Here is a 15,873-nt window from a genome sequence, read left to right on the forward strand (position 1 = left end):
CCGAATTCTGGCGTGTTCAGTCTACGGGAGACAGGCACGGCACGTTACGCCTGTTCCCTGAGAGCGGATACACCCGCTCCCCCGTCGGAGACGGCCTCGGCGAGCGCGGCAGCGAGGTCCCCCGCCGGGGAAACCAGCACTTCGTCGAGCTCCAGCCATTGGGCCATCAGGCGGAGTTCGGCAGCGAGTTCGACGGCGGTGTCCGCCGGCGCGCCGGGCTCAGCGTGTGCTGCCCGTGCCAGCAGCACACCCGCCGGCCTGTCTGCCTTGAGGTCGACGCGCGCGACAATGCCGTCGCGCAGCAGGAACGGAAGGACGTAGTACCCAAAGCGCCTCTTGGCTTCAGGCGTATAGATCTCAATCCTGTAGTGGAAGCCGAAGAGCTCCTCCAACCGCCGGCGCTCAAATACCAGGGAATCAAAGGGGCTCAAAAGTGCCCGACCCGTGGCGGCGCGGGGAAGCCTGGAGTCGGCGTGCCGGTAGACCTGGCGGTCCCAGCCACGGACTGAGACGGGCTGAAGGGTGCCGGCGTCCACGAGATGCTGCGCGGCGACGGCGGCGGCCCGCATGGGCGTGCGGAAGTAGTCGGCGAAGCAGCGCACGGTGCCGATGCCGTGGGCCCGTGCAGCGGCGTCGATGAGCCGGACCATTGCCGCAGCGGGGTCAGCGCCGGGGCCTGCCGCGCCGTCGAACGCGGAGTAGACCTTCGCGGTAAGCGTGTAGCGGCGTTCGAACTGTTCGGTCCGCGAGGAAGCGGTTACGAGCCCTTCCTCGAAAAGGTGCTCCAGGACGCGCTTGACCGCGTTCCAGTTCCAGCCCCAGTTGTCTGTGCGCCGGTCCTCCACGTGCCCGATTCGCACGGTGAGTTCACCGGCGGTCAGGGGCTTGCCCCTGGCCAGTTCCTCAAGGACTTTGGCGGCCACACCCGTGCGCAGTTCCGGATCCATCCCCGAAGCCCCGACCCATTTCCGGTTCTGCCACAGCAGCAGGTCAGGGAAGTGGTCCGGCCGGATGAAGCTTGCTTCGTGGGCCCAGTACTCCGTCATCCGGCGAGGATGCGAGTTGGCCATCCTGTGCAGGATGCCACGGTCGTAATTGCCGAGCCGGGAAAAGAAGGGCAGGTAGTGGCTGCGGGCCAGGACGTTGACTGAATCAATCTGGACGAGGTGCAGCCGGTCAAAGGTGCGGCCCACCGCCCGTGCAGTCACGGGTCCGGCGGGCCGTCCTTTGTCCAATCCCTGGGCTGCCAAAGCGATCCGCCGTGCCTGGTTGAGGCTCAGCGATGCGCTCATGTCAGTCCTTCCCTTGGCTGGTCAGCACCAGCTTAGGCGAACGCGCCGCTCAGGCGCGTGCAGGTTCATCCTCCGAGCGGTAGGCCAGGATCTTCTCTTCCACTTCCACTGACGCTTCGCCCGGTTCGCAGGTCTGGTCCAGGCTGATGACTCCGTACGTCCATCCGTCGCGGCGGTACACCACGGACGGCGCTTTGGTTTCCTTATCCACGAACAGGTAGAAGTCGTGCCCCACCAGTTCCATGTTGTCGACGGCGTCGTCGAGCGTGAGGGAAGCCGCCGGGAACACCTTCCGGCGGATCAGGACCGGCGAGTCGCCTGCGGGGATATCGTTGTCAACGTCGTACGGCGACTTTTGGGCCGGTGCGGCCTGGGACTCCTGGTGGTTGCTTGCCTCCACGTACAGGGGCTCGGTGGTGCTGGCCGGTTCCAGGCTGGCAGTTGCCTCGCGGACGGCCTTGGGGGTGTGCCGGCCATGGTGGACCTTTTTCCGGTCCTTGGCCCGGCGGAGGCGCTCAAGAAGCTTGTTGTAAGCGAGATCGAACGCAGCGAACTTGTCGGCGGCGCTGGCCTCTGCACGGATCACGGGGCCGCGGCCCAAGACAGTCAGCTCAACCGTGAGCAGGTCTGCAGTCTGGCGGGCCTTGGTCTCCTTGGACACCTTCGCGTCCACCCGTTGGACCTTGTCTCCCAGCGATGCGATCTTTGAGATCTTCTCGTCGGCGTATTCGCGGAAGCGGTCCGAAACCGTCAAATTCCGTCCGCTGATCATGAACTCCATGGTGCCCTCCAAATGACTTCGGTGACACGACGGCGGCACTTCCCGGGGCCGATCTGACTGACAGTCGAGCCCCTTTCCGAGCCGCTATCGACAGGTACAACTGATCTTGGTACCCACCACCGACGTTAGTTCATCGGTACCCGTTATTCACCTTTTCTTCGTTTATTTTTTTCCAAGTCAGCCCTCCATCCGTGCCGTAGCGCCGGGAGCGGACGGAGGATCCGCGACGTCGGGCGGGCGTGTCGCTGCCAGCACCACGGCACCCACCACAATGCCTCCCGCCAGGTGGACGGCCCGGGCAGCTTCGGCCAGCGTGGCACCGGTGGTCAGGACGTCATCCACGATGATGCAGGGACGCCCCCGGATGTCCGGGGCAAAGAGCGCCGGTCTGGGCCGCATGGAGCCCCGGACGCGTTTGGCGCGGGCGCCCCGTCCCAGTCCTTTTTGTCCTGCCGCCACGGCGTGGGCGGGAACCAGCTCGCGGAGCCGTTCCTGGATGGCGCCCGCATTCCATCGCGTTTGCGTGAAGATTCCGCCCTTACGCAGGGCGTTGGCCAGCCCGCCCCGGCTGAGGGCCCCGCTGCGAGTGAGATTACGCAGCATGAGGTGCACCGGGCTGAATCCGCGCCGCCTGAAGGCGCTGTTCGTGGTGGGAACGGGTATCAGGAAGTACCCCTGCATGGTTCCGGCCGCCTCCCTGATGGCCCGTCCCAGCGCCTTGGACAGTACGGTCCCGAGCTGGCCCTGGCCGTGTTTCTTGAAGGCCAGCACGGCCTGGGCCAGCTCCTCGCGATAGACACCGGCCGCCACGGCAGGCAGGATCACGGTTCCGTCGACATCCATCAGGGCCGGAGCCTGCCCTTCGGCCCTGAACGGCGTCCGCGTCAGGGCACGCACGGCCCGTTCGCAGGGACCGCACAGCGCGAAGTCTTCGGTCCCGCAACAGACGCATTCCACCGGGGCGGCGAGCGCCAGCAGCTCGCGGACGGCGCTGTTGGCGCGGTCCGCGGCCCTCGCCCACCATCGCGAATAGTCGTTCCGGTGCCTTGCCGAGGAGTCGGGAGGCGGCGTGAGATCGGGGTCGGGGCTTCGGATCACATCCTAAGACTGCACGGTCCGACGTACAGGCGACACTTCCGGCGGGCGTATGTGGATATCAGGCCGCCGTATGGACTTCCCGCGTCCGCGACCTCCTGGACGTCGGGCCTCAACCCGGGAATGACGGGTCCACGGGTCCCTTGAGCTGCGGCGACCAGCCGTTTCCAAGCCGCTGGAAAATACCGTCGGCCGACTGTGCGAAGATTTCCTCCGGTCCGTTGCCGGCGCTGATCGCGGTGAGGCCGGGCCAGGGCGCCAGCTGCTGCGGCTGCGATGCCGTCAGGGAGAGCAGTTCAGGAGTGACATTGTCCGTGGCCGACGCTTTCATGACGGCGACCATGGTGTCACTGACCCAGACGCCCTGGTCCGGCTGCCGGTCGGTCAGCAGGGTGGTCGGCGCTGTGAGGTCGCGGGGAGTGCCGTCTGCGTTGCGGACGATTCCCGTTACCTGGACCCGGGTTTTCCCGTTTTGCTCGGAGATAACGAGGGCGCGCACCCCCTCGCGGGATATGCGGAATTCTTTCACGGTCCGCCCGGCAAGCCATGCCGGTGCCAAGGTCACCGTGGGGACTGCCGCGCCTTCGGCAACACCGCTGGGACGGTAGGCAAGTACTTCTGTGGCGCCGTTGGCTCCAGGGCCTGCGGTCCACACCCAGTCCTGCTGGCTGAACGACGGATGGGTAAGGGTGGAACGCGTAGTGAGCGCCCGCGCAGGCTGTCCCGGCACGATCGAGTACAGCGTGGTCCTGGCGGCGTTGAGGAACGCCACCGACTGCGATATCGGAGACTCGGCAGGGGAAACCGGACCGAGCACTCCGACGGGCTGGATGTCCGGGAGCGGTGAAACCCGGTTGTTTTCGTATCGGACCAGTTGGCCTTCGTTCACGGCGATCTGGCGGGCCGGAACATTTTTGTCCCGGACGGGCGGCAGCACGGAGCCGTTGTCCTCGACCCGGACCAGGTCCTGGTCGGCCCGCAGTTCGACGTTGATAACGTCGGGCTGGCCGCGGAAGGTGAGGGCCAGTTGTGTTTGCATCCGCAGCCGGTCCTCACTGGATGCCTCCACCAGTTCTTTTGCCGACAGGTCCACCTGGGCGGCACCGGAGACGACCGGAACGGACTCCCGCGTCAGCTTCATCCCCGAGGGGAACGCGCTGACCACAGCGCCCTTGAGATACGGTGCCGGCCCGCTCAGGAGCGCACTGGTCATCGCCTTGACCGTTCTTTTCTTGTTGAACCATCTGACGTCCGGCACCGCGTACGTGAAGCTGGGATCGTAGAAGTAGATGGGGTAGGCGCCGTAAATCACCTTGAACGTCTGCTCCGGTATGGCGATTCCATCGGGGATGGCCGAAATACGCCACTCGCCGTCCACCTGCGTGAGGGTGACCGGAATGTTCTCCTTCGTGCCTTCAGGGAACTGGGTGGCGATCCCGTCCGCATCCACCGAGTAGGCAACGTCCAATTCGTAGTTGAAGACGTTTTCGACGCCGGTCCGCACTACCCGGGTTGACCGGAACACCAGGGTGCGCTGGTCAGGTTTCCAGGCCACGGAGGATGCCTGCGTCAGGTATTGCCTCGCCACGGCGTAGTCGTCCTCGTAGCCGCTGCCTGCGAGGTAGAAGTCTTCAATGACGGATTCCGGTCCAGCTCCTGCACGCGGGGCCACCGGAAAGAAGACCGGTGCGTTGTTGGGCTTCCCCGCGCTCTCGTCCGTGCTCTTCCCAACAGGTCCGGAGCGGGGAATCTGCGCGCAGGCGGTCAGCAGGAGTACTACAGTCAAGACGGCGGCGACGACGGCGCCCAGCCGTTGTGCGGTGCGCTTCATTTCGCTTCGTCCCGGCCCGTTGCCGGGGCGGCCCCGTCCGCCGGTTCGGCAGGCGAGGAGACGCTTCCAAATCGCACCATGGTGCCCTCTCCCGGTCCGCCCGGAAGGCCGACGTCGGCCGGCTCCAGCTGGAGCGGGGACTTGGAGATGGCTTCGCCCTGCTTCAGCGGAAGCGTCAGCCGGAAGTTCGAGCCGGTTCCCTTGCTGCCCCAGGCCTGGAGCCAGCCGTTGTGGAGTTTGGTGTCTTCCGCCGCTATGGAAAGGCCAAGTCCGCTGCCGCCTGTGGTGCGTGCGCGGGCAGGGTCCGCGCGCCAGAACCGGTCAAACACCCTGGCGGCCTCGGACTGTGTCATGCCGATGCCGTGATCGCGGACTGCGACGGCAACGGCAGTCTCGTTCGCTGCAACGGAGATATTGACCGGGTTCCCCTCACTGTGCTCCAGGGCGTTGAGTACGAGGTTGCGAAGGATCCGTTCAATCCGTCGGTCATCCATCTCCACCACGATGCTCTCTTCCCTGCAATTGATGGTGACTTCAGAGCCGTACTCGGCCGCGACAGGCGCCGCGTCTTCCACGACGTTCTCGATCAGCTTCAGGATGTCGGTGGGTTCGGCGTCGAGCATGGCCACGCCCGCATCGAACCGGGATATCTCCAGGAGGTCCGCCAACAGGGACTGGAAGCGCTCCACCTGGTTGTAGAGGAGTTCGGCAGAGCGCTTGTTGATGGGATCGAAATCATGGCGTGCGTCGTACAGGACTTCCGCGGCCATCCGCACGGTGGTCAGCGGCGTGCGGAGTTCGTGGGAGACGTCGGAAACGAAGCGCTGCTGCATCTGGGACAGCGTGGCCAACTGGGTGATCTGTTCCTGCAGGCTGGCGGCCATGTGGTTAAAGGACGCCCCGAGCCGTGCGACCTCATCCTCGCCCTTGACCACCATCCGCTCCTGGAGTTGCCCGGCCGCGAGTTTCTCCGAGACCACCGCGGCGTGGCTGACCGGGCTGACGACGTTCCGTGTCACGTACCAGGCAATGGCGCCGACGATCAGAACCAGTACGGCCCCGCCGGCCAGCAGGACATTCTGTATCTCGTCCAGGGTCTTTTGTGCGGTGTTCAGGTCGTAGATAAGGTACAGCTCATACACGGTGCCGTTGAAGGTGACCTTGTTGCCCACGGCGATGCCGGGCCGGTCCTCGGTCCCCACCGGAAACTCGGTGGAGGCCCAGTACTGGTCCTTCCCGGACTCCTGGACAGCTTTGCGCAGCTCGGGCGGGATGACACTCACTGTTAGCTGGTCCGAGGCCCGGGATTCCACCCAGCGGTTGCGGGGTTTGGTCTGTTCCGGCATCGCCTCGAACACATAGCGGCGCTGAATGACGGACCCGCGCCCCTCAACGGCGTTCAGCGTGTCATAAACGAGCGTGATGACACTCGACTGGTCGGTGACCTGGGCGCCGTCGAACGTGTCCTGGACCTGCTTGACGTTGTACAGCGTTTCCGACTCCGCCTGGGTCAACCGTTCCTGGAACAGGTTGTTGGCGATCTGGTTCGACAAGTAGGCGCCAACCACAGCGAACGAGCCGATCGAGAGCAGCAGCGTGGTGAGCACCGTGCGGAACTGCAGGGACCGGCGCCAGCGGCGGTGCAGTGCGCGCAGGAGGAACCGTACGCCCGGCAACAGCCGGATCAGCCCGGTCCGGACCAGCCGCCAGACCCTGAGTCCCACGATCCGGGCGCGGCGTAGCCAGATGCGGGTCCTGAACGGCAGCCCGGTGAGCACGCCGGAGATGGCGTCGGTGTGCTCCGGAGCGCTATGGGCGTGGGCGTGTTCCGGATTCGGGGAGCGGGCTACATCCGGCTCATTACCGGTTTCGCCGCTTGACGGTTCAGGAACCTGCTTTGTAGCCGACACCACGGACCGTCAAAACAACTTCGGGGGCTTCGGGGTCGCGCTCGATCTTTGACCTCAGCCGCTGGACGTGGACATTCACGAGCCGCGTGTCTGCCGCATGCCGGTAACCCCAGACCTGTTCCAGCAGCAGCTCGCGCGTGAAAACCTGCCAGGGCTTGCGGGCCAGCGCAACGAGCAGGTCGAATTCGAGGGGCGTCAACGAGATGCGTTCACCGTTACGGCTCACCAGGTGGCCGGCGACGTCAATGATGATGTCCGCGATGCGCAGCGTTTCCGGGGCTTTCTGGTCGCCGGGGCGGAGCCGGGCCCGGACGCGCGCCACCAGTTCGGCGGGCTTGAACGGTTTGGGAACGTAGTCGTCCGCCCCGGATTCCAGGCCGCGGACCACGTCCGAAGTATCCGACTTGGCGGTCAGCATGACGATGGGTGCATCCGATTCGGCACGGATCTGCCGGCATACTTCGATGCCGTCCATCCCCGGGAGCATTAGGTCCAACAACACAAGATCCGGTTTTGAGGAACGAAAGACTTCCAGCGCCTGTCCGCCGTCTGCGCAAAAGACCGGCTCAAAGCCGTCATTGCGCAAGACAATCCCGATCATCTCGGCCAGCGCCTCGTCATCGTCCACTACCAGAATGCGTGCCTTCATAGTTATATATTCGCCTATTGAATGGGCTTTGTCCCGTTGAGCTCCCCCACGGCATGGCGCCTGCCCCTCGCCACGGGGCGGGAATCCGCTGAAGGCTATGAGGCACGCGGCCAAAACTATAGGCTGGGAGCGGGCCGGGCAGGGATACCACCGGCCGGGAGCATCGGGCAGCAGTTCCGGCTTGGCGGCTCGCAGGCAGCGTCTTTTGGGGAGGAACAGGTTGTCAGAGCAGGATCCGCACGAGCAACACCGGGAAGACCAGCCGAAGCCGGCGCAACCATCCCCGTGGAACGCGCCACCCCAAGGGAACACTCCGCAACCATCCCCGTGGAACGCGCCACCCCAAGGGAACACTCCGCACCCTTGGCAGGACGGAAAGCAGCCGGAGTGGAACACGCCGCCGCAATGGAATCCCGGGCCGCCCGGCCACGGCGGACACCAGCAGTGGGGCTCCCCCTACGCCGGCCCGCAGCCCGGCCCGCAGCCGGGGTTCGTTCAGCCGGGGTATGTGCAGCCAGGCTACGTCCAGCCGGGGTATGTGGCGCCGCCAAAGCCCGGCGTTGTGCCCCTGCGGCCGCTGATGTTCGGCGAAATCCTGGACGGATCCTTCCAGACGATCAGGCGGAATGCCACGGCAATGCTGGGTGCCGCGCTCCTGGCCCAGACACTGGGAACCATTATCGGGGCTGTGTTCACGGCGCAGGCCGGGTCGCAGGGAGAATCCATGGCGCTCTGGCTGGAAAGCCTGACTCCCACTGAATTGGTCGGCCTCGGCCTCGGTGTGTTGGCCGGCGGTGTCCTCCTAACGCTTGTCTCCTACTTCATCTCCATTGTGCTGCAGGGGGTGATGGTGGTTCCCGTAGCCCGGTCCGTTCTTAACCGCCGCACCAGTTTCAAGCAGATGTGGTCCTTGTCGCGGTCCAGGATCGGCCCGCTGCTGGGCCTGGGCGCGTTCCAGATTCTGGCCGGCATCGCCGTCGGCGTCGTGCTGGTGGGCGGGACCTGGCTCCTGGCCGATGCCATGGGCGGTTCGTCGGCGATGATCATCGTTCCGCTTGTCCTTGGAACCATGGCGACCATACTGTGGGTCACCATTCGCCTCATCGTGACTCCGGCGGCGATCGTCGTGGAGGAACAGGGCCTCCTGGAGGGGCTGCGGAGGTCCTGGCAGCTCACACGCCACAACTGGTGGCGCATCTTCGGCATGATGCTGGTCATTTCCCTGCTCATCGGCATTATCAGCCAGATTGTTCTGATCCCCATCAGTCTCGCTACCGGCGGCCTGTCATCGGTCGTCACACCGCACGGCGGGGACGACGGCCAACGTGCCCTCGCCGTTGCCGTTGCGATAGCGTCCATCCTTGTCTCCGCGGTGGTCGGCGCGGTGGGATATGCATTCCAAACCTCTGTGCTGGGCCTTTTGTACATGGATCTGCGGATGCGCAGAGAGGGTCTGGACCTTGCCCTTCTCCGGGAGCTTGAATCCGATAGTGAATCGTCCAAAGACACCCAGGGAGTTCCTGGGCGCGGCGTAGCGCCCGAGGACCGCGGGCGCTACGCCGCCGGCGGCTGGCCGAACACCTACGGGCCGAACACGCCGTACGGACCCAACACCTACGGGCCGAACACCCCGTACGAACCGCCCCCGGACTATGAACCGCCCAAGTATGGTCCACCCCCAGGCGCCGGATGAGCCGGCATGCACTTTTCGACGCGGCCTCCTCGCACGCCGTTCTGTATTCCGGCGGCCGGATGCAAGGCGAGCCTCCCCTGGATCCCGACAGGCAGGAAGCCCGCAGGTGGGCCGCGGAAGAGCTCTCCAAACCCGTATACCGGGACGCGCAGCCTGACTGGCTGGTTGATCTATGGCGGCAGTTCACCGACTGGCTGCGCTCACTCAACAGCGGCGACCCTGCCACCGACACCGGCTTCGCCGTTCCGGTCATCGGCGTAACAATTGTGGTCCTCATCGCGGCGGCCGTCCTGTTCGCGCGCCCCCGGCTCAACGCCCGCCGCCGTCCGGCCCGCGACCTCGTCGACGCCGACCCGTCGGTCAGCCCGGCCGAATACCGCCGGCTCGCGGCAGCGGCCGCAGCACGCTCGGACTGGCGGGCCGCCGTCGTCGAACAGTTCCGGGCCATCGTCCGGTCCGCGGAGGACCGCACGATCATCGACCCACTCCCCGGCCGGACGGCCGACGAAGTCGCCGGACAGCTTGCCGGTACCTTCGGCAGCCATGCCGCCGAACTCCAGCGCGCCGCCATGCTCTTCGACGGCATCCGCTACGGCCGTGCGGAGGCAAGTGCCCGGGACCACTCTGACCTGGTTGCACTGGATGGGGTGCTGGCGGCGGCGAAGCCAGACTTCGGCCGATCGGCGCCGGATAGGCTGGCGGTGCCGCAATGACGTCTGTCGCCGGTTCCAAAGCGCAGGGAACGCCAGAAACGCCACACGTGCCGGGAACGCCGCAAACGCCGCCGCCGTCGGAAGCGCCACGGACCCCGGAAACACCGGGCAGGTCATCCGCCCGCCGCGCCGCCCTCACCGTCACCGCATGGATCCGCCGGCACCGGACCTGGACGGTTCTCTGCCTGATCTCTGCGGTTGGCGTGGGACTGACCATCGCGGCCCTGCTCTCGCCCCACGGTGACGGCTTTCCCCTGTCCACGCGAAACGCAGCACCCGACGGTGCCAGAGCAGTTGCGGAAATACTGCGTAGCCAGGGCGTGGACGTCCGCCAGACCGATAATTTCCCAGCAACAATGTCGGCGCTGGACGATGCGGCCGAAAGCAGCGCCGACGACGAAACCGGGCCCACCTTGCTGCTCTACGATCGGAACGGCTACCTCGACCAGGAGCAGGTGCAGACGCTGCAGCGGGCAACCGACAGGCTGGTGGTGGTGACACCCCGGCTGAACACCCTGAACGCCCTCGGCAGCGGGATCCGTCCCGCCGGAGTCGTGCCGGCCGGAGTGGCCACCCTGGATCCCGGCTGCGGGATGGAAGATCCGGCCAGCGCAGGGTCGGTCACGGCGGAATCCGGTTACCTCTACACGGCCCCCCGCGTGTGTTACGAACCCGCCGGCGGCCCGGGCGGACTGTACGCCGGCAGCGAGGACCGCCGGCTGACGGTGCTGGGCAGCACGCAGATACTCAGCAACGACCTGCTCGATGATCACGGCAACGCGGCGCTCGCTCTCAGGACGCTGGGGGCTTCGGACCAGCTGGTCTGGTACCTCCCGGACATCTCCGACGTCACCGCTGCGGATACACCGCAGACGCTGGACGACCTTGCCCCGCCGTGGGTCGACTTCCTCGGCCTGTGGCTTGCCTTCATTGCGGTACTGGCCATGCTCTGGCGGGGACGGCGCCTGGGCCCCCTCGTCTTCGAACCGCTGCCCGTGGTGGTCAAGGCAGTGGAGACCGCTGAAGGCCGCGCCCGCCTGTACCATGACGCCCACGCCGTGGACCGGGCCGCCGACAACCTCAGGGCGGGTACGCTGGTCCGGCTCGCCTGGCTCCTCCGGCTCGGCCCCGAGGCTGAGTCAACGGCCATCGTCGACGCCGCCGCCCGGCACGTCGGGCGCACTACCGAAGAGACTGCCCGCGTGCTGGAGGCGCGCCCCCGAACGGAGAGCGAGCTGGTCCGCTGGGCCCAGCAGCTGGAGACACTAGAGAAAGAGGTAACCGCCCGATGAGTGAGCACACCGACGGATTCATCCAGGGCGGCGCCTCGGGCCCGGCCCTTGCGACGGCGGCCGTCGCCACGGCTGCCGGCGCACGAGGCGCCGATCCTGTCCGGCAGGCCCTGCTCGACGTCAGGCTGGAGGTTGCAAAGGCGGTGGTCGGCCAGGACTCCACGGTCACCGGGCTGCTGATCGCCCTGCTCTGCCGCGGGCACGTGCTTCTGGAAGGGGTTCCCGGCGTTGCCAAGACGCTGCTGGTCCGCACTCTTTCTGCGGCGCTGAACCTTGACACCAAGCGCGTGCAGTTCACACCGGACCTGATGCCCGGCGACATCACCGGCTCGCTGGTTTTCGATTCGCGGACCTCCGAGTTCAGTTTCCGGGAGGGCCCGGTCTTCACTAACATCCTGCTGGCAGACGAAATCAACCGGACGCCGCCGAAAACGCAGGCGTCCCTGCTCGAGGCCATGGAGGAGCGGCAGGTATCGGCGGACGGCACATCCCGGCCGCTTCCCGTGCCGTTCATCGTGGCCGCCACCCAAAACCCGGTGGAGTACGAGGGCACGTATCCCCTGCCGGAGGCCCAGCTGGACCGCTTCCTGCTCAAACTCGCCATGCCGCTGCCGGGGCGGGCCGACGAAATCGAGGTCATCCGCCGGCACGCGGCAGGCTTTGACTCCAGGAACCTGGCCGCCGCCGGAGTGCGGGCGGTGGCAGGCGCGGCGGAACTGGAGCAGGCCCGCCAGGCGGTGGCTGCCGTGGAGGTGGCACCCGAAGTGGCCGCCTACATCGTTGACATTGTGAGGGCCACCCGTGCTGCCCCGTCCTTCCAGCTGGGCGTGTCCCCCCGCGGCGCAACCGCGCTGCTGAGCGCCGCCCGGGCCTGGGCCTGGCTGTCCGGGCGGGATTTTGTCACCCCGGACGACGTCAAGGCCCTGGCGCTCCCCTGCCTGCGGCACCGCGTGGCGCTCCAGCCGGAAGCGCAGATGGACGGTGTACACGTTGACGGCGTCCTCGCCAGCATCCTGGCGACCGTCCCCGTGCCGCGCTGACACCATGGCGATTTCCGGACGGTTCGTACTCCTGGCACTGGTTGGCCTGGTGCCGGTAACGCTGTTTCCCGACTGGGGCACGGTGCTGCTGGTCTGCCTGATCCTGTGCTCCGTCCTGCTCCTGGACCTTTCCCTTGCCGCGAACCTCCGGAAGGTCACACTGGACCGCGCCCTCCCGGGGAACGTCACACTGACAAGCAGCACCGAAGCCGTCCTGACGATCGGGAACACGGGATCCCGGCCGCTCCGTGCCTTTGTGCGGGATGCCTGGCAGCCCTCCGCCGGCGCGCAGAACCCGCGTCAGCGGATGGATGTTCCGGCCAGTGAGCGGCGGCGCATGAAGGTGCTGCTGAAACCTGCCCGGCGCGGGGACCTCACGTCCCCGCACGTGACGCTTCGCGCCTTCGGTCCCCTGCGGCTGGCCGCACGGCAGCGGACACTCCCCTGTCCCGGCTCCGTGCGGGTCCTCCCGCCGTTCCATTCGAGGCGCCATCTTCCGTCCAAGCTCCGCAAGCTGCGCGAGCTTGACGGAAAGGCTGCGGTCCAGATCAGGGGCGCCGGCACCGAGTTCGATTCCCTCCGCGACTACGTCCGGGGCGACGATGTTCGCTCCATCGACTGGCGCGCCACGGCGCGGCGAACCGCCGTCGTGGTCCGGACCTGGCGGCCGGAACGGGACCGGCGCGTGGTCATCATGCTGGACACGTCCCGGACGGCAGCGGCCAGGATCGACGACGAACCGCGCCTTGACACCGGAATCGAGGCAGCCCTGCTGCTGGCCGTCCTGGCCGAACGGGGCGGCGACCGTGTGGACTTCTTCGCCTTTGACCGGCGGACCCGGGGACGGGCCGGCTCATCATCCAAGGGAAACCTGCTGGGACAGCTCGTGCAGGCGATGGCGCCGCTGGATCCTGAACTTATTGAGCTGGACTGGGGCCAGGTCCCGGGCCAGATCCGGCAGATATCCGTGCACCGCTCCCTCGTGGTGCTGCTGACGCCGTTGGACAGCGGCGTTCCGGAAGAAGGACTGCTGCCGATGGCCGCGCAACTGGCGCAGCAGCACGTGGTGGTGGTCGCGTCCGTGCGGGACCCCATGCTGGGCGCGATGCAGAAGGAACGCACGACGGCGGCGCAGGTGTTCCGCGCTGCAGCCGCGGAACGCGCGCTGCTGGAACGCGAAGCAGTGGCCATCCAGCTGCGTCACCTGGGCGTCGAAGTGGTGGACGCCGAACCCCACCAGCTGCCGCCCGCGCTGGCGGATGCGTATATCCGGCTCAAGGCGGCGGGAAGACTGTGACCGATGTTCCAAGAACCAGGAGGCTATGTTGAACACGCCTATCTATGAACGCGCCCTGGGCAGCGATTTCGCCCGGCTGCAGCCCGAGCTGCAGGAGTATTTTTCGCTGGCTCCCGGTTCCGGACGCTACGGCGTCGGAGAAGGGGTGTTCGACGTCGTCGGATGCCGGCAGCCCTGGCTCCGGCCGTTGCTGCGGCTGACCACAGGAGAAGAGGCGTTCTTCCCCGAGTACGGCGAGGGAATCCCCTTCCGGATCGAAAATCATGCGCACCTTGATCCGTTCGGCCGGTCCAGCCTCACCGCCAGGCGCGAGATCCACTTTCCCGGCCGCACCCGGTTGTTTCATGACACCACCAGCTTTGATGAATCCCGCAGCAAACCGGGCCTGGTGGACTACGTCGGCCGGTACCGGCGGGTTGTGACCGACCTCAACCTCAGCGTGACCGCCGAGGGCAGGCTGCGCGGTGTGTCCGAAGCCTCCCGGCTGTTCCTGGGCCCGCTCCGCATCCCGCTGCCCGCCGCCTTGGACGCCAAGGCCTACGCGGAACAATGGTGGGAAGCCTCGGGGGCCGGACAGGGCAAACACCGGATCCAGGTCAAGGTGATCCAGCCGCAACTGGGACTGGTGCTGGTCTATGCGGGGAGCTTCGACTACCGGCTCCGCTCCTATCCGGGCGGCGCCGCAACGCCGGGTCACCTCCCCGGCTACGCCCGGCCGGACAGGTGGGAAAGCCGCATCTAGCCAAGCGCCAACTGGTTGAGCCCGTCCGCCACCTGGGTGAGGCGGGTCAGCACAGCCGTTGCGGACGACGGCGTATGCGCGGCCAGTCCCTCTGACGGCGTCACCCGGATCGTGCCCAGCGACGAGGCCGGAAGACCCAGCTGCCGCCACGGGCGCCAGACGTTCTCCACGGCTTCCTGGACCCGGGGCAGTGAAGCGGGCGGGTCGTTGACCGGCAGTACTCCTGCCCATAGGCTCTTGCCGGCTTCGACTGCGCCGGCCAGCTGTTCCCATTGGCGGGAAGTGAGGGCCTTCAGCGGGACAGCGATCCCGTCCGCACCGGCGGAGACAATGCGTTCGAACGGCGCCTCGATTTCGGCCACCGAGATCACTGTTTCCGCGGCACCGGCAGCCTTGAGAGCATCGATGACCAGCCGCCACGACTCCGTCACCTCCTGGCCCGGCACGGATCGCAGCGTCCGGTAGCCGCTCGATGTGGGGATGGTGCCCGCCAGGACCGCCGCGATGTCAGGTTCATCGATCTGGACCACCAGCCGTGCCCCCGGGACGGCCGTGCTTACCCGCGCCAGGAAATCACCGACGCCGGCTGCCAGCGATTCGGCGATGTCGCGCCGGGCGCCGTAGTCGAGCAGGGCGCGTTCACCGTTGTGCAGGTGCAGCCCGGCGGCCAGGCTAAGCGGTCCGCGGAGCTGCACCTTGAAGTCCTCCGCCGGGTTTTCTTCCGTTCCGGCAACGTCGGCCAACACGTTGACGTCCGTGGAGAGCGCCGACTTCGCCTTGATCACGTCCCGGCCCGGGCGGTCCACGATGCGCCACCCGTACGGCTGGACGTCGACGGATAGGTCCACCAGCAGTGAAGCCGTCCGGCCGAGCGCATCGGAACCGACGCCGCGGTCCGGGAGTTCCACCAGGAACGGCAGATGCGGGCTGCCGAGTTCACCGCGGACTATCCGCGTGGCCTCCAACGGATCCTCACCCGGCCAGGGCCCCAGGGCAGTGGCGGTTACCTGCGTTTCAGCCATGGCCTACGCGTCCACGGCGGACGGGGCAGAGGACGAACGCCGCGGCTGGCCGGCAGCCGCTCCGTTATTCCCTGCGGCCTGGTGGTCTTCGGCGATGGCTTCGTGGTGCCGGATGACTTCGCCGATGATGAAGTTCAGGAACTTTTCTGCGAAGGCAGGGTCCAGGTGGGCTTCCTCGGCCAGGCGGCGGAGCCGTGCAATCTGGGCTGCCTCCCGGCCCGGATCCCCCGCGGGCAGGCTGTGGGCCGCCTTGAGGAAGCCGACCTTCTGGGTGGCCTTGAACCGCTCGGCCAGGAGGAAGACAAGGGTGGCGTCGATGTTGTCGATGCTGGACCGGATGGACAGCAGTTCCGCCATTACCGATTGGTCCACCTCGCCGGCCAGGGAGCTGGCTGAGGGGTCGTAGGATTCGGTATCTGGACGATCTTGGTTCTGCTCGGTCATGGGTCCAGTCTATGGGCACCGGACCGATTCCCTGCGGCTGTTAAGCGTCCGCGAAACGTTGCCGGCAGGACA

Annotated in this window: 14 protein-coding genes; 6 read left to right on the forward strand and 8 right to left on the reverse strand. The window is 66.8% G+C overall.

What is annotated here, in order from left to right:
* Nucleotides 1–44 precede the first annotated feature (44 nt).
* The 6 genes from J7I92_RS16375 to mtrA all read right to left on the reverse strand — a co-directional run bounded on the left by J7I92_RS16375 (nucleotide 45) and on the right by mtrA (nucleotide 7,558).
* A complete protein-coding gene (locus J7I92_RS16375; protein WP_214842220.1) occupies nucleotides 45–1,292 on the reverse strand; it encodes a winged helix-turn-helix domain-containing protein in 1,248 nt (415 codons plus the stop codon).
* A gap of 49 nt (nucleotides 1,293–1,341) precedes the next feature.
* Nucleotides 1,342–2,073: a ribosome hibernation-promoting factor, HPF/YfiA family gene (hpf, locus tag J7I92_RS16380; protein ID WP_214842222.1), complete on the reverse strand. Its 732-nt coding sequence runs from the start codon at nucleotides 2,071–2,073 to the stop codon at nucleotides 1,342–1,344.
* A 177-nt stretch (nucleotides 2,074–2,250) separates the two neighbouring features.
* Nucleotides 2,251–3,171 (reverse strand): phosphoribosyltransferase family protein, encoded by a 921-nt coding sequence (locus J7I92_RS16385; RefSeq protein ID WP_214842224.1) that lies wholly within the window; start codon nucleotides 3,169–3,171, stop codon nucleotides 2,251–2,253.
* A 109-nt stretch (nucleotides 3,172–3,280) separates the two neighbouring features.
* Complete coding sequence (locus J7I92_RS16390; protein WP_214842226.1) at nucleotides 3,281–4,999, reverse strand: LpqB family beta-propeller domain-containing protein; 1,719 nt, start codon at nucleotides 4,997–4,999, stop codon at nucleotides 3,281–3,283.
* Complete coding sequence (mtrB, locus tag J7I92_RS16395) at nucleotides 4,996–6,777, reverse strand: MtrAB system histidine kinase MtrB (protein ID WP_396020406.1); 1,782 nt, start codon at nucleotides 6,775–6,777, stop codon at nucleotides 4,996–4,998. The genes J7I92_RS16390 and mtrB overlap by 4 nt, the downstream gene beginning before the upstream one ends.
* Before the next feature lie 106 nt (nucleotides 6,778–6,883).
* Nucleotides 6,884–7,558 (reverse strand): MtrAB system response regulator MtrA, encoded by a 675-nt coding sequence (mtrA, locus tag J7I92_RS16400; RefSeq protein ID WP_214842229.1) that lies wholly within the window; start codon nucleotides 7,556–7,558, stop codon nucleotides 6,884–6,886.
* A 508-nt stretch (nucleotides 7,559–8,066) separates the two neighbouring features.
* Here mtrA and J7I92_RS24410 point away from each other — a divergent pair.
* From J7I92_RS24410 to J7I92_RS16430, 6 genes are read left to right on the forward strand one after another with little or no spacing between them, the layout of a single operon-like run.
* Nucleotides 8,067–9,251, forward strand: coding sequence for a glycerophosphoryl diester phosphodiesterase membrane domain-containing protein (locus J7I92_RS24410; RefSeq protein ID WP_214842231.1), 1,185 nt, complete (start codon nucleotides 8,067–8,069; stop codon nucleotides 9,249–9,251).
* Nucleotides 9,248–9,964 (forward strand): DUF4129 domain-containing protein, encoded by a 717-nt coding sequence (locus J7I92_RS16410; protein WP_251040035.1) that lies wholly within the window; start codon nucleotides 9,248–9,250, stop codon nucleotides 9,962–9,964. The genes J7I92_RS24410 and J7I92_RS16410 overlap by 4 nt, the downstream gene beginning before the upstream one ends.
* Complete coding sequence (locus J7I92_RS16415) at nucleotides 9,961–11,256, forward strand: DUF4350 domain-containing protein (RefSeq protein WP_214842233.1); 1,296 nt, start codon at nucleotides 9,961–9,963, stop codon at nucleotides 11,254–11,256. The genes J7I92_RS16410 and J7I92_RS16415 overlap by 4 nt, the downstream gene beginning before the upstream one ends.
* The gene (locus J7I92_RS16420; RefSeq protein WP_214842235.1) at nucleotides 11,253–12,296 is read left to right on the forward strand and encodes a MoxR family ATPase; all 1,044 of its coding nucleotides are present in this window, start codon (nucleotides 11,253–11,255) and stop codon (nucleotides 12,294–12,296) included. The genes J7I92_RS16415 and J7I92_RS16420 overlap by 4 nt, the downstream gene beginning before the upstream one ends.
* A gap of 4 nt (nucleotides 12,297–12,300) precedes the next feature.
* The gene (locus J7I92_RS16425) at nucleotides 12,301–13,593 is read left to right on the forward strand and encodes a DUF58 domain-containing protein (protein ID WP_214842237.1); all 1,293 of its coding nucleotides are present in this window, start codon (nucleotides 12,301–12,303) and stop codon (nucleotides 13,591–13,593) included.
* Between the two features lie 28 nt (nucleotides 13,594–13,621).
* Complete coding sequence (locus J7I92_RS16430; RefSeq protein WP_214842332.1) at nucleotides 13,622–14,335, forward strand: DUF4166 domain-containing protein; 714 nt, start codon at nucleotides 13,622–13,624, stop codon at nucleotides 14,333–14,335.
* Here J7I92_RS16430 and J7I92_RS16435 read toward each other — a convergent pair.
* The gene (locus J7I92_RS16435) at nucleotides 14,332–15,357 is read right to left on the reverse strand and encodes a hypothetical protein (protein WP_214842239.1); all 1,026 of its coding nucleotides are present in this window, start codon (nucleotides 15,355–15,357) and stop codon (nucleotides 14,332–14,334) included. The genes J7I92_RS16430 and J7I92_RS16435 overlap by 4 nt on opposite strands.
* Before the next feature lie 3 nt (nucleotides 15,358–15,360).
* Nucleotides 15,361–15,801: a chorismate mutase gene (locus J7I92_RS16440; protein ID WP_214842241.1), complete on the reverse strand. Its 441-nt coding sequence runs from the start codon at nucleotides 15,799–15,801 to the stop codon at nucleotides 15,361–15,363.
* Nucleotides 15,802–15,873: the final 72 nt, after the last annotated feature.

The sequence above is a fragment of the Arthrobacter sp. ISL-72 genome (assembly GCF_018613755.1).
GTDB lineage: Bacteria > Actinomycetota > Actinomycetes > Actinomycetales > Micrococcaceae > Arthrobacter.